General features: G+C 38.6%; 13 protein-coding genes. 10 read left to right on the top strand and 3 right to left on the bottom strand.

The window, feature by feature from the left end; genetic code table 11:
- The first annotated feature begins 46 nt into the window (after nucleotides 1-46).
- The 6 genes from ABC361_RS20705 to ABC361_RS20680 are packed head-to-tail and all read left to right on the top strand — an operon-like array spanning nucleotide 47 to nucleotide 6,612.
- Nucleotides 47-964: a dihydrodipicolinate synthase family protein gene (locus tag ABC361_RS20705; RefSeq protein ID WP_413075836.1), complete on the top strand. Its 918-nt coding sequence runs from the start codon at nucleotides 47-49 to the stop codon at nucleotides 962-964.
- The gene (gene gucD / locus ABC361_RS20700; protein ID WP_413075835.1) at nucleotides 934-2,442 is read left to right on the top strand and encodes an alpha-ketoglutaric semialdehyde dehydrogenase GucD; all 1,509 of its coding nucleotides are present in this window, start codon (nucleotides 934-936) and stop codon (nucleotides 2,440-2,442) included. Before ABC361_RS20705 ends, gucD begins: the two co-directional genes overlap by 31 nt.
- 12 nt (nucleotides 2,443-2,454) lie before the next feature.
- The gene (locus ABC361_RS20695; protein ID WP_413075834.1) at nucleotides 2,455-3,624 is read left to right on the top strand and encodes a mandelate racemase/muconate lactonizing enzyme family protein; all 1,170 of its coding nucleotides are present in this window, start codon (nucleotides 2,455-2,457) and stop codon (nucleotides 3,622-3,624) included.
- 13 nt (nucleotides 3,625-3,637) lie between these two features.
- Nucleotides 3,638-4,624 (top strand): tripartite tricarboxylate transporter substrate binding protein, encoded by a 987-nt coding sequence (locus ABC361_RS20690; RefSeq protein ID WP_413075833.1) that lies wholly within the window; start codon nucleotides 3,638-3,640, stop codon nucleotides 4,622-4,624.
- A 12-nt stretch (nucleotides 4,625-4,636) separates the two neighbouring features.
- On the top strand, nucleotides 4,637-5,095 hold the full coding sequence (locus tag ABC361_RS20685; RefSeq protein ID WP_413075832.1) for a tripartite tricarboxylate transporter TctB family protein: 459 nt from the start codon (nucleotides 4,637-4,639) through the stop codon (nucleotides 5,093-5,095).
- Between the two features lie 17 nt (nucleotides 5,096-5,112).
- Entirely contained in the window at nucleotides 5,113-6,612 is a 1,500-nt protein-coding gene (locus tag ABC361_RS20680; protein ID WP_413075831.1) for a tripartite tricarboxylate transporter permease, read from the top strand.
- A 531-nt stretch (nucleotides 6,613-7,143) separates the two neighbouring features.
- On the opposite strand, the gene ABC361_RS20675 is transcribed toward ABC361_RS20680, so the two are convergent.
- Nucleotides 7,144-8,043, bottom strand: a complete 900-nt coding sequence (locus tag ABC361_RS20675) for a methyl-accepting chemotaxis protein (RefSeq protein ID WP_413075830.1) — start codon at nucleotides 8,041-8,043, stop codon at nucleotides 7,144-7,146.
- 643 nt (nucleotides 8,044-8,686) lie between these two features.
- On the opposite strand from ABC361_RS20675, the gene ABC361_RS20670 reads away from it, so the two are divergent.
- Both ABC361_RS20670 and ABC361_RS20665 read left to right on the top strand, forming a co-directional pair.
- Nucleotides 8,687-8,977 carry a JAB domain-containing protein gene (locus ABC361_RS20670; RefSeq protein ID WP_413075829.1) on the top strand — a complete coding sequence of 97 codons (291 nt, stop codon included), beginning with the start codon at nucleotides 8,687-8,689 and terminating at the stop codon, nucleotides 8,975-8,977.
- The gene (locus ABC361_RS20665; protein WP_413075828.1) at nucleotides 8,901-9,137 is read left to right on the top strand and encodes a JAB domain-containing protein; all 237 of its coding nucleotides are present in this window, start codon (nucleotides 8,901-8,903) and stop codon (nucleotides 9,135-9,137) included. The genes ABC361_RS20670 and ABC361_RS20665 overlap by 77 nt, the downstream gene beginning before the upstream one ends.
- A 518-nt stretch (nucleotides 9,138-9,655) precedes the next feature.
- Here the strand turns inward: ABC361_RS20665 and ABC361_RS20660 are convergent.
- Nucleotides 9,656-10,135 (bottom strand): hypothetical protein, encoded by a 480-nt coding sequence (locus tag ABC361_RS20660; protein WP_413075827.1) that lies wholly within the window; start codon nucleotides 10,133-10,135, stop codon nucleotides 9,656-9,658.
- A 721-nt stretch (nucleotides 10,136-10,856) separates the two neighbouring features.
- Here ABC361_RS20660 and ABC361_RS20655 point away from each other — a divergent pair.
- The gene (locus ABC361_RS20655; protein ID WP_413075826.1) at nucleotides 10,857-11,777 is read left to right on the top strand and encodes a helix-turn-helix domain-containing protein; all 921 of its coding nucleotides are present in this window, start codon (nucleotides 10,857-10,859) and stop codon (nucleotides 11,775-11,777) included.
- Nucleotides 11,778-11,813: 36 nt separating this feature from the next.
- Complete coding sequence (locus ABC361_RS20650) at nucleotides 11,814-11,963, top strand: hypothetical protein (RefSeq protein WP_413075825.1); 150 nt, start codon at nucleotides 11,814-11,816, stop codon at nucleotides 11,961-11,963.
- 242 nt (nucleotides 11,964-12,205) lie between these two features.
- On the opposite strand, the gene ABC361_RS20645 is transcribed toward ABC361_RS20650, so the two are convergent.
- On the bottom strand, nucleotides 12,206-13,502 hold a 1,297-nt coding region (locus ABC361_RS20645), incomplete at its 5' end, for an acyl-CoA thioesterase/bile acid-CoA:amino acid N-acyltransferase family protein (protein ID WP_413075824.1).

Genomic DNA, 13,502 nt, shown 5'->3' with positions numbered 1-13,502 from the left:
CCTCTCTAGTTAAAAATGATAACGCATTCAAATGAAGGAGGTCTATATGGACTATCAGGCATTTTCAAAAAAACTGCAAACAATATCAGCGATTCCAATTACAACGTTTCATGAGGATCTAAGCATCAATTGGAGTGGCGTGAAAGAAAATATTGATTACCTCATTGACAATGATTTAGAAGTTGTGGTTCCTTGCGGCAATACAAGCGAGTTTTATGCACTCTCCATCGAAGAGGCTAAAGAAGAAATTCAACGTGTTGTGAAGTATGTAGATGGGCGCGCGCTGGTGGTTGCAGGTGTTGGCTACGCCGTGCCAACCGCTGTAGAATTAGGAAACTTTGCGAAAGAAGCAGGAGCAGATGCCATTATGATTCACATGCCGGTACACCCCTATATAACCTCAAGAGGGACGGTCCAATATTTCCAATCAATTATTGAACAAGTCGATTTGCCATCCCTCGTTTATTTTAAAGATCCCAATATTTCTGACGACGTGATAAAAGAATTGGCTCCGATTGAGAAGTTTGTTGGTGTTAAATACGCGATCAACGATTTGCCTCGTTTTACAAAATTAGTTCGCGAGGTACCCAAATCTCATAATATTGCTTGGATTTGTGGAACAGCAGAAAAATGGGCGCCTTATTTTTGGCAAGCCGGAGCTGTTGGTTTCACTTCAGGTCTTGTGAACATCTTACCGAGTAAAGCTTTTGAGTTGCTTGAGGCGCTAAAATCAAAGAATTATGAAGTAGCTTGGGATGTTTGGGAGTATGTTTTGCCATTTGAGGATCTTCGCGCTAAATACCATAACGGAAACAATGTTGTTGTGATAAAAGAAGCCATGGAGGCAGTTGGGTTAACAGCTGGAACAACAAGAGAGCCTGTAGCACCTTTGAATAAACAAGACCGACAAGAAGTGTTGACCTTATTAGAAACATGGGGATTAACACCGGTACAAAATCGATAGATAAAGGAGAGATCGTAGTGGTAGAAGAGGTAACGATAAAAAACCTTATCAGTGGAAACTGGGTGACGAGTACATCAGGAAAAACGGATAAAAGCATCAACCCTGCAAACACGAATGAGATTGTCGGACATTTTCAACTTTCTGGTGAAGAGGATTTAGAAAACGCTGTTCAATCAGCTGCAGAAGCGCAAAAGCTGTGGCGTAAAGAAACGGGTGCTGCAAGAGGCGCAATTCTCTTTAAAGCGGCTGATATTCTTGAATCTCGAATAGAAGAAATCGCGACAACCATGACAAGAGAAATGGGGAAAACGTTACCTGAAGCGAAAGGTGAAACCGCAAGAGGCGTCGCCATCTTACGTTATTACGCAGGTGAAGGCATGAGAAAAACAGGTGATGTTATCCCTTCAACAGATCCGGATGCATTTATGTTTACAACGCGTCGTCCATTAGGTGTTGTTGGCGTCATTACACCTTGGAATTTTCCTGTTGCCATTCCAGTCTGGAAGATGGCCCCAGCGTTAGTTTATGGAAATGCGGTTATCTTAAAACCTGCTTCAGAAGCGGCGATTACAGCTTATAAAGTAATGGAATGCTTGATGGAGGCTGGATTTCCAAAAGGTGTCATCAATTTTATCACTGGTAGTGGGTCAATCATTGGTCAGGGGTTGTCGGATCATCCACTCGTTGATGGAATTACGTTTACAGGATCAGATGGTGTGGGTCAGCGAGTTGGCCAAGCGGTTCTTTCCAGGGGAGGCAAATATCAACTTGAAATGGGTGGAAAAAACCCTGTGATTGTTGCAGAAGATGCAGACCTTGATTTAGCCGTTGACGCAACGATTAGTGGCGGATTAAAGTCAACTGGACAGAAGTGTACCGCTACAAGCCGTGTCATTGTCGATCAGAAAGTGTATGACGCTTTTAAAGATAAATTAGTCGGAAAAGTTAGTGAACTGAAGGTTGGAAATGGACTTGAAACAGGAAGTTGGATGGGACCAAGTGTGAGCGCTAGCCAGTTAGATACAGTCCTTTCTTACATTGAGAAAGGCAAAACAGAGGGAGCAACCCTTTTATATGGTGGCGATCGTTTGGAAGAGAAAGAACTCGCTAAAGGCTATTATGTATCACCAGCAATTTTTGATGACGTTGATTCAAGCATGAGCATTGCACAAGAAGAAATCTTTGGACCGGTATTGGCGTTAATCAAAGTGGACGGGTTAGAAGAAGCCTTGGAAGTGGCAAACGATTCGAAATTTGGGTTAAGTGCCTCCATTTTCACAAGCAATATTACGAAAATGATGACGTTTATTGACGATATGGATGCGGGGTTGATTAGAGTGAACGCGGAAAGTGCAGGTGTAGAATTACAAGCCCCCTTTGGAGGGATGAAGCAATCGAGTTCTCATTCTCGTGAGCAAGGTACAGCGGCAATTGAGTTCTTTACGGAATTGAAAACCGTATTTATTAAAGGGTCATGAGGAGGGGTTAACGTGAAGATTTCAAATGTAACATTGATTGCGGTAGGTGTGCCGCGACATACAGGGTTTGTTAATAAACATGTCATTGTTCAACTTGAGACAAATGAGGGCATCATGGGTATAGGAGAAATGTCTGATTTCTCTCATTTACCGCGATACTCTGTGGATATGAAAGATTTAGAGGCCACACTACAATCGATTCTCATAGGAAAAAACCCATTTGATACAGCGGCGATTAATCGAGAATTGGATTTGAACTTCCCTCAAGCGCTATATTACTACGAAAAAGGAAGTTTCATCCGGAACGGCGTCGATACGGCGTTGTATGATGCATGTAGTAAATTCCTTGGTATATCCATGTCTGATCTACTAGGGGGGCGGCAGCGCGAAAAGATAAAAGTCTGTTATCCGATTTTTAGGCATCGCTTTATGGATGAAGTTGAAGAAAACATTGACGTGGTGCGCACACGATTGGAACAAGGGTTTGATACGTTCCGTTTGTATGTGGGGAAAAATGTAGATGCTGACGAAGCGTTCCTTGATCGCATTCAATCGGAGTTTGGGACAAAAGTGACCATTAAATCACTCGACTTTAGTCACCTATTAGATTGGAAAGATGCTTTAAGAGCAACAAAACGACTCGCAAAGTATCGCTTTGAATTGGTGGAGAGTCCCGCGTTTTGGAATGATTACGAGGGATTAAACCATTTCCGTTTACAATGTGAATTTCCTGTTAGTGAGCACGTATGGAGCCCGAGGCAACAATACGAGATGATCAAAAAGGACTCGGTTGACATTTTTAATATTGCTCCAGTCTTTATAGGAGGTTTAACAGCTGCACGAAAGGCGGCTTATGCGGCCGAAGTAGCTGGAAAAAGTGTACTTATTGGTACGACACAAGAGTTATCAATTGGCACAGCTGCCATGGCACATTTTGGCGCAGCACTACCTCATTTAAACTATACATCTGATCCTACAGGTCCTGAACTTTATGTTGATGACATTGTAACAAGCAAAATTAAATATGAGAACGGTTACTTGACGTTGCCTAACCGTAATGTACCTGGAATTGGTGTTGAACTTGATTGGGAAAAAATCGAAACCTACCGTGTTCCAGACTTACGTTGGGGCGACGTGTCAGTCCATCAACTGCAAGATCGAACATCCCAAATAAGAGTGTAAGGGAGGATGAATTATGTGGAGAATAGAGAGGGCAGCTACGATTGGCTTCATTGCGGTCGTATTTGCTGCCTGCTCCTCTTCAGAGGGCAAGCAAGCAACCGAAGCAGAGATTGAAGCATATCCGAATCAGACAATCGAAGTCTACGTTCCGGCGAGCCCCGGTGGCCAAACGGACACAGCGGCACGCGTAATGGCAAAACATCTCCCAAAATATCTAGGAGCAAACATTGTCATCGTTAATCAGGCGACGGCAGGTGGTGCACTTGCTTTTGAAAATGTCCGATCAGCCGATAAGACCGGGTATCGGTTATTGTTTCACCATCAAGCCCTTCATTCTGCTTATGCTGTTCGTCAATTAGAATTTAGCACGAATGCTTTAACAACAATTGGGTCGTACTCTTCGGTTAATCAAGTCTTTGTGACAAGCGCTCAGTCTCCTTATAACAGCTTAGAAGACCTGGTAGAATACGCCCGGAACAATCCAAATGATGTGATTTATGGTTCTCAAATTGGCGGAACCACACATTTTATGGGGGAATTATTAGGGCTTGAAACGGATACGGAAATCAAAATTTTAGATGTTGGAAGTGAATCAGATCGTATGACAGGATTACTAGGAAATCAAATTGATTTTGCTGTAACGGGGGTTGGAAATGTCTTAAATTACATAGAGTCAGGTGATTTTAAAGCCCTCGGGGTGTTAGCAAATGAGCGGGATACGCTTGCGCCTGAGCTTGAAACAACAGTCGAACAAGGATATGACGTGGAGTTTCCTGTTGTCCATATGCTTTACGGACCACCGGATATGCCCCAAGAAATTGTGGAGAAATGGAATGAGGCCACCGAACAGCTGGCATTAGATGACGCATACGTAAATGAGCTCCAAACTACGTTTCAAGAACATACGCTGATGAATGCACAAGAAGCCTATGATTTTTCTCAAGAAGAGATGGAAAAAGCTCAGCGCATTGCCGATGAATTATTTTCAGATATAGAGTGAGGAGGGATTCTGATGGGCTTAACTCAAGAGCGTGTAATAGGGATCGTTGTTGCCATGCTTGGCCTTGCGATGTTCTTAAATACGTTAACCATGTCGTTTATGATTCTTGTCGATGATCCGGGACCTATCCTCTTGCCGAGAATTGTCTCCATTGCTTTATTCTTATGTGGATTAGGGCTAATTTTTAGTCAAAATAACGAAGCAAAACCAATTGTTCTCAAATTAAATGCAAACAGTAAACGAATGGGGATTAGTTTTTTAGCACTGTTGATTTATGGCGTTTTGTTTAATGTCATTGGCTATATGTTGAGTACCTTTTTATTTTTAAGCTTTTTAACGTGGTATTTATCCAAACAAAAAGGGATCACGACAATATTGAAAAGTATAAGTAGCGGAATTGTTGTAACCGCTATCATTTATCTAGTATTTACCCAATTTTTAGATGTCCTATTACCTAGAGGCGTTTTTTAGAGGAGAGGGGAAGCAATATGGATGTGTTAATCCAAAGTTTAAGTGAATCGTTAACGCCATTTGTTATTCTTCTCATGGCGCTCGGTGTTTTAGTTGGGCTCCTTTTTGGAACTGTTCCAGGTTTGACTGCAACAATGGGTATGGCACTATTTGTTCCCTTTACATTTGGTCTCGATCCTGTTCCAGGCATTGCGTTTCTTATTTGTCTTCATTTGGGTGGCGTGTCAGGTGGTTTGGTCGCATCAACTCTTTTAGGGATACCGGGAACACCATCATCTATTGCAACAACTTTTGATGCCTACCCTATGTCAAAAAACGGTGAGCCACTAAGGGCACTTGGCATTGGTGTAGTTGCATCATTAGTAGGAGGGTTATTAAGTTTTATTGCGCTCGTAACAATCTCTCCTGTTATTTCTCGTTTCGCGGTACAAATGGGGCCATTTGAATTTTTTGCGCTCATTTTCTTTGCCTTGTCTCTAGTAGCCGTTTTAGCAAAAGGGAGTATGCTAAAAGGGATAACAGCTGGTTTTCTGGGATTAGCAGCTGGTCTTGTAGGATTCGCACCAATTGATGGCCTTCAACGTTACACTGTTGGCATTCTTGAGTTAAAGGGTGGATTTGCACTTTTGCCACTCATCATGGGCTTGTTTGCGATCTCCCAAATCTTGATTGAGATATTAGGTGATTCGAAAAGCCAAAAGATTGATTTTAAGGCAAAAGGCTTCGCTTTTTCCTTAGGTGAAACGATTAAGAATGGCTGGAACTTAATTCGGTCTTCACTAATTGGGATTGCGTTTGGTATTTTGCCAGGCTTAGGAAGCGGGACATCGAATTTAGTGGCATATGCGCAAGCTAAGCAAGCATCGAAAACGCCTAAGCGCTTTGGTAAAGGAGCACCGGAAGGAATTTATGCATCGGAGTCAGCAAATACTGCAAGCGTAGGTGGATCGCTCATTCCCATGCTTTCATTAGGAATTCCAGGGGATACCGTGACCGCGATCTTACTTGGGGGCTTTATGGTTCATGGCCTTCAGCCAGGGCCATTATTTTTTACAAGCAACCCTGATATTGTGTATGTGGTGTTTATCGCGTTTTTTATTGCTATGGTGTTTGTGTTTCTGATTCAATTATTTGGGATGAAACTTTTTACCCGTGTGTTGACTGTGCCAAAACAATATTTGTTCCCGATTATATTTGTATTGACCATTGTCGGCGCTTATACCACAAATAGTTCAGTTTTTGATATATGGGTCATGCTTCTATTTGGTGTCATCGGTTTTTTCCTTGTACGAAATGGCTTTCCGATTGCACCGATGATTTTAGGATTTATTTTAGGGCCTTTGCTTGAAACATACTTAAGAAGGGCATTAATGACAACGGGAAATCCAGTAGATTTCTTTACGAACCCTGTCTCGACTATTTTTATTCTTGCAGGGATCGCATGCGTTGTCTTTACGTTAATAGGCGAAATGAAAGAAAAAAGAAGGAATCGCATTGATGATTCTCTTCATATGTAATGAGGGAAACTAATTCATCATTGATTAGTAGATGTAGTAGTGGTTGATAAATATACATGGTCTTGAGTATAAGAATTGGTACCTTTTTATCGAGGAACCGATTCTTATTCAAAATAAGAGGAAGGTATGCGCATGTAAGAGCAGTGAAGTAAAAAAGCCAAGTCTCTCCCTTCAAAGGAACGTTTATTTTGTCAAAACATGAAGTGTTGATTTCTGTATCATTTGACACTTTGCACCATAAGGAGGATTGCTTAAAGACTTTTATTCTTCTAATGATTTTATATCATCTCATCATAATTCCATTTGTGAAACCATTGGTAGAGAGTGAAGGGGTTTCACAATAGGTATTTTAGATTTGACACTACTTGAACGTATAGAAAAAGAGCCATACTTATAAGGTTAATAAGTGGGTCCAACTACGGTTTGAGATAAAGAACGGATACGCCTCAAGACGGAATTGAGGACATATCTACTGTAACAAATTTTATCGATATCAAACGGAAACAGCGGCGTGAACCTGACTTACTATAATTAGATAAGCTCTTTGAACGATAGTGCTTTTTCATCTAATGACAATGCGCTAGTTGTTAATGTCCCGTACTCGTCAATCGTTTCAGAAACTTGTTTTTTAATTTGATTTGATAAATGTGACGCATTTTGAGTACCGTTGGCAATATCATGAATGTCTGATGTAATCAATTGAACACTTTCATGGATTTCTTGAATGGACGCTTCGATCTGTTTTGATAACCTTCGTATCTCTTGAGCAACGATATCAAACCCTTTTCCATATTCACCAGCATGGGCAGCTTCTATGGCGGCATTAAGCGATAACAAGTTTGTTTGTGAAGCGAACCCTTCAATAGTGTGTGAAATCCCTTGAATAGCTTCTGTTTTCGCTTCTAAAGATACCAGTTTCTCTTTGTTTTCTTCAGATAGCTTTGATATAGAATGAATACTTTCCGCTAATTCTTCGGTACGTTCAATGCCCAAGGCAGCTTTTGTATTAAGACTGCCTGACATTTCTTTTAAATCGTTTGCGAATGTATTGATAGCTTTTTGACGTTTGGTAATGTTAGTACACATTTTTGAAAAACCTACAACTTGATTGGTATCATCAAAAAGTGCCATATAAGTCGCTTCTAACCATACTACGTCTCCGTTTGATTTTTTACGCTTAATTTTGTCTTGAAAACTTTGCCCAGAATATAAATGAGACCAAAACAATTCATAATCTTCACTTTCAGCAAAGGCCTCAAAACATAAACGTTTATGATGGCTCCCTTGCAATTGTTCGATTGTATAGCCCATCGTATGTGCAAACAAATCGTTAACATATGCAACCTTTCTATCTAACGTAAACCGAATGATGGCTATATTTTTCTCAAATGCTTTAATTACTATTGAATCAGTCACAACGTCGTTTTGCATAACTCCACCTCAATTAATTTTCTTAACCTTATCTATCGGTTGTAAGTTAAAAGAATTACACTTGTTTTGCAATAAAGGAGAAAGAAATTTTTGATGACTGTTTTGTTGTCTATAAATTAGCGTGGTGTTTAAAATTTGAGAAAACTTGATCAGATAAGGTCACGCAGTTAAAAGAGGACACACCGTTTCAACGGGTAATTTAATAGGCAAATGTTTTGGTAGATCTTAAGATGAGGGGGGAAATTACACGGTCAGCCATAATAAAAAATATTGGCGAAAGTGATTCCTGGTTTCGAGTTAGAAGAGTGAGCTTTATACCTGGTGAAATAGATTCATAAGGCATTTTTTGTACATAAGCAGCCAATTGGCTGCTTTTTATCGTGGCATCCTTCTTCTTTGGTCTCCTCAGTGTAATCCTTGCGCATGAGTCCGTGAAGGATCGGCACACCGGAAGTCCGCGTAAGGAATCCAAGTTGTGAAGCCGCCGTAATCAACGCAAGCGTTCGAAACGCCGGGCTACATCATTGGGTTTCCAAACGCGTGCTAGCCGCTGTTTGAAGCCCCGCAGCGCCAGAGGCGCTCCATCACGTTCCTTTTTACAAGGATTTGGGCCGCGGCAACCAAATCAAAGGAGCTGAAGGCAATGCAAAAAATCTATGAAGTCCAACACATTAAGCAAATTGTTCGCGAGGTAGAAGAGACGTGTAGCCCAATTACGTCACCAACCGATGCGGTGGAGATGGTTCAAGGGATCATTGGCGATGTGGATCGAGAAGTATTGCTGGTTTTGGTCTTGAACACCAAAAACCGTGTGGTGGCGATTCATCAGGCGCACACCGGAAGCTTAAACAGCAGCATTGTACATCCACGAGAGGTCTTCAAGGCGGCCATTCTCAATAACGGGGCGTCGATCATCGATCATTGTCAGCCATAACCATCCTTCAGGCGATACCGAACCGTCCGAAGAAGACATTCTGATCACGAAACGACTACAAAAAGCGGGAACGTGCCTCGGCATTCAAGTGCTGGATCATTTAATTGTCAGCCAAGATGTAACGTATACGAGCTTAAGAGAACGGGGGAATATGCGCTAAGAGGGGAAATCCCCTCTTTTGGTGAGAAGGAGAGAACGCTTGGCGTTCTTCTGACGCGTTAAACGATAATCCAAAAGTTTTAAAGAAAACAACGGCACACATTAAGCAAATCGCAGCAGAGTAAAACGCCGCCCAAGCGCTAATTCACACTGTAAGCAAGAAAAACAAAGAAACTTGGCGCCATTATTAAAGTGAAAGAAAGGAATTGTTCGGAAGATTTTAGCGGGTACCATTGAAACGAGCGCCCGAGCTGATTTTAATACGGTTGTGTGCACAGCCAAAAATGTGACAGACGCACTGGTAGACTTAATTTTCGTTACCTTATTTTACTAAGGTGAAGTCTTTCCATTCAAAATGAGCAAGTGACCTCTTAATCCTTTGATCTAAACTATAAGCTTAACACTTGGTCACTTTTATAGCCGCGCTGAATACGCTAGCGTAGCAAAATCAAGATAAAAATAAAATAAAACGAGAAAATAGAAGCGAACATGAATATTATCAATAATGCTACAAGGATGTCATGCTTTATCTTTTAAAAGTTTTAAATGATTTAAAAGATATATTTTTTTCGTGGAGATTGTAGATCTATCTTTATGATCTTTTATTATGAATAAAGAGGTAACCGCTAGTATAATCGCTGAGACAGTTAGTGATATCTCGTTATAAACGTCTGTCGTTATCAAGGAAACTACGCTAATTGCAGCTAAAAGGATTGCAAAGGAAGTTAAAAATAATTCAGATAGCGGCTTGTTAATACTGATATCATACTCTAGGTTGATGATCAAAGAATCCAATGTTTCTTTATCTAAATCTTCAATTGTTTTGAGAGAGACTAAAGAGTTTTTTATGAAGAATTCAGCTAAAGTCTTCCAAGATTTATAATAGTATATATAATTAGGATTCAATGTTTCTAGCCGTTCTTCGTGAGTAATTACCTTATTCAATAAGTCAGTTCTAAAATCATTAATTGAGGTTTCTTTAATTTCCTGTATAAGCATTCTAAACCACTCCTTATATAATAAATCGGACACTTTATTATAAGATTAAAGAATAAAAAGGGGATATCGTGAGCAAGTGGGAAATCGTTATGGATCTAAAGGATAAGGGTTTAAAACCCTCGTGGAAAGTGTTAGCCGCATGAGAAAAAGCAAGAAGTACACGCAGAAAAAAAGACAAGCACGAACGAGCAAAATTATATTAAGAACATCGTATAAGCGACTTGTCAGACAAACTTAGCCGTATTGAAAAATATACTAATTGTTAGAGGTGGTTCATGGCGTTTTCAATTTGCTTCTTTTCTTCTATACAAACAATTAGGTTGATAATTTTTTCATTTTCGATATAAAAACTTTGGTAGCTTTTTTAATCCGTGGATGTGCTTGGCCCAAACATTCAGTCATATTCTCATAGTTTAGAAACGCTGTAGGCTCTGTCGCTAACAACGAAATGACAGCTTATTTTAACTGAAAACCTCTTGTAAGTCTTCTTTTTCTAACTAGAGCTTGCGTTATATCTGTAGTAAAATTAGATATATGGAAGTTCTCTTTTCTATAAATGATTGACGGGACTTAAATCTAATAGATAAAAGCTTCTTTTTCGTGAATTTATCTATGTAGATTTTTTATGCTCTTTTAAAAGTACTAATTAAGACTTTTTAATTTCCCCGTATAATGAATCATATTATAACAATATTTATAAATATTTCTTTTGGAGGTATCTATGTCGAATATTAACAGCAAGCCATTAAAAACATTAGGCGAACGTATAAAATCATTAAGAAAATCTAAAGGTTTAACACAAGCACAATTATCTTATGAAATTTGCACACAAGGGCTAATTAGTAGTCTTGAAAATGGAACTGGAAAAGAGAACCCATCTGCTTTAACGGTCTATCAGTTAAGTGAAAGATTAGGTGTATCAATGGGTTACTTATACGGACAAAAAAAAGAAGAATTTAGTTATGATATAAGAAAAACCGAGATTGGCGACATAATTCATACGTTGAAAGCAAGGAGAGATTATACTACCTTAATCTATCTCATTAAAATCGAAAAAGAAAAAAAGAGGGCTTTGAATAAAGCTGAAAAACAATTTTTATTATGGCACGAGACAGTAGCTGAATATTATTTAAATAAAGATTTTAAGAAGACTCTTGGAGATTTTAATGAACTTATGCAATTACAAGTGGAGGAAACTGATGAAAACAAAAATCAATTAATTGAAATAGAGCTTAGCTTAGGGCTTATTCTATTCGAGGAAGGTGATTACGAAAAAGCAGAAGTAGCTTTAATGAATTGTTTAAGTGAAATTCAAGCTAATCCAGGAGTTATAAATGACAAAACGATTACTAAAATCTACTTTAATCTTTCTGTTATTTATACTAAAAATTCAAGATACGAGGAGTCATTGGAGTATTGTAATAAAGCGATTGACCTATGTAAATTGAACGATAGCATGACACTCTTAGGAGATTCTCTTTATCAAACTGGCTATAATTACTGTTTAATGAACGATTTCTCAACTGGTATTAGTTATATAAGGCAATCTATAGTGATTTTTCAGATCCAAGGAAACGATAAATTAGTTAAAATAATACAAAAATACTTAGCTTCAGTGGTTCCAAAGTCCTCTGATATTTGATATAGTTGTACTATATTATTAAAAGGAGGTGTAACTATGCGTAAGCTTCACTTTAGAAAAATTTCTTTAATAGTTACTTTGGTACTAGGAGTATCTTTAACTAGTACTTTTACAACGAATGATAATGCTGAAATTCCTGTACATCATGGGGACCGTGTTGAAAGAGAGATCCCTGTACATCATTAAGTACTATACATTTAACACATAATGTAATTGGTGAGATCGCTAATATTTATTTATTAGTATAAATTTAATTTGTGCCATCTTACTTATAAATGAGAAGAGCTATGTAAGTACACATTTCTATTTCTTATTACTAAGTAGTAAGAGAAAACAAGTTTTAAGAATAAGCAACAAAAAAAGAGTCAATGGCATTGTGCATAATTGACTCTTTTTTAATTGAATTAAATTAATATAGATGTGAAACATTAAGATTTGTGTGAGTTTGCTAAAGTGGTTTTTAAAAATCTAATTGTCTCCGCCCAAGTTTGTTGAGCCGCTTTAGCATTATTCTCTTTAGTTCCTCCAAAAATCATTGTCATATTAAAATTCGTAGTACCGAGAGTTTGTGGAAGGTTAGATAAGTTTGCTGGAAATGCTGAGAAGTGACCTGCCCCTTTATAAAATAGAAATTTATTGTTCTCACTATACTTATGATCTCTTAATGTATGTTGCATCTGTTTTACAAAGAGTTCAGCTGGTTGAACATGATCATCTGTACCCGATATAAACATAATGGGAGCTTGAATCTCTTGAATAGGTATTTTAAATGGTTTTAACTTATCCTCATCGTTTATAATCTGTTTCATTTTTTCGATATTAGAAAAAGGCTTTTTAAGTATCAGGTGTCTGAAAAAGGATACAGTATCTTTAAACGATCTTTCGGGAGTGTAAAATCTAAAAGGTTCACCCTTATAAGTCCATGCTGGTTGAGAAGTTGCTTGAAAGTTTAACATCCCTGAGAAGACTATAGCACTGGGAGCAACAGCAATAACAGATCTTATACGTGAATGCTTAGAGGCATATAGTAAAGCAAGTTCAGAGCCTCGTGAGTGACCGATGATTCCAAACTTCTTATTATTTACAAAAGACTTGCTTTCTAAAAAATTGAAAGATCTTTCTACATACTCAAGAGGGATGTTTTCGATTCCTTTAGGTAACCCCTTTTTTCCAAAATAAGCCAAAGCTAATACTGCGTACCCTTGAGTAGCGAGTAGTGCGGCAGAGGATTCGTGAACAGATCCATCAGAACCACCAAGAAGTACTATAGCTGGCAATGAAGTCTTATTTTTAGGGTAATATAACGTTCCTACTATTGTTTCATTAACAGGAAGGATTTCAATATCTTTAAGTAAAAAACAACGTGTGAATGTAAACACCTTTAAAAGTCGATCACTATCACTATACACTTCCATGATAAAAGTTAGAGGAGCGGACGTTTGTTTAATAAACATTTGTTCTTTATTATCATGACTAGACATTGACCAGAACAGTCCATTGCTATCAACTGAAGTGTAATTGCCGGATATAGGAGCCTGAGTATTAAGATCGATTACCCCATTATTGTCACTTTTGAATGTAGCTTGTGATTGAAACTTTCTTTTGTTATCATCAGTAGTTCTTAATGATAATTTAAAGCTTGCCATAGGATGGTTAGTTAGTATCCTAGCTCTGAAGTCATCAAGCACACTACTCTCGTTTTCTATGAGAATTTTTATATCTTCC

Origin of the sequence: Shouchella phoenicis (genome assembly GCF_047238345.1) — a bacterium.
In the GTDB taxonomy this organism is placed as follows: Bacteria; Bacillota; Bacilli; order Bacillales; family Bacillaceae_D; genus Shouchella.
The sequence above is the reverse complement of the archived record's forward strand: the minus strand, read 5'-3'. Positions and strand labels throughout refer to the sequence as shown.

Excerpts from the sequence above, each read along its gene's own strand:
- ABC361_RS20705 (WP_413075836.1), top strand. The coding sequence starts at position 47 with ATGGACTATCAGGCATTTTCAAAAAAACTGCAAACAATATCAGCGATT.
- gucD (WP_413075835.1), top strand. The coding sequence starts at position 934 with ATGGGGATTAACACCGGTACAAAATCGATAGATAAAGGAGAGATCGTA.
- ABC361_RS20690 (WP_413075833.1), top strand. The coding sequence starts at position 3,638 with ATGTGGAGAATAGAGAGGGCAGCTACGATTGGCTTCATTGCGGTCGTA.
- ABC361_RS20685 (WP_413075832.1), top strand. The coding sequence starts at position 4,637 with ATGGGCTTAACTCAAGAGCGTGTAATAGGGATCGTTGTTGCCATGCTT.
- ABC361_RS20680 (WP_413075831.1), top strand. The coding sequence starts at position 5,113 with ATGGATGTGTTAATCCAAAGTTTAAGTGAATCGTTAACGCCATTTGTT.
- ABC361_RS20675 (WP_413075830.1), bottom strand. The coding sequence starts at position 8,043 with ATGCAAAACGACGTTGTGACTGATTCAATAGTAATTAAAGCATTTGAG.
- ABC361_RS20670 (WP_413075829.1), top strand. The coding sequence starts at position 8,687 with ATGCAAAAAATCTATGAAGTCCAACACATTAAGCAAATTGTTCGCGAG.
- ABC361_RS20660 (WP_413075827.1), bottom strand. The coding sequence starts at position 10,135 with ATGCTTATACAGGAAATTAAAGAAACCTCAATTAATGATTTTAGAACT.
- ABC361_RS20655 (WP_413075826.1), top strand. The coding sequence starts at position 10,857 with ATGTCGAATATTAACAGCAAGCCATTAAAAACATTAGGCGAACGTATA.
- ABC361_RS20650 (WP_413075825.1), top strand. The coding sequence starts at position 11,814 with ATGCGTAAGCTTCACTTTAGAAAAATTTCTTTAATAGTTACTTTGGTA.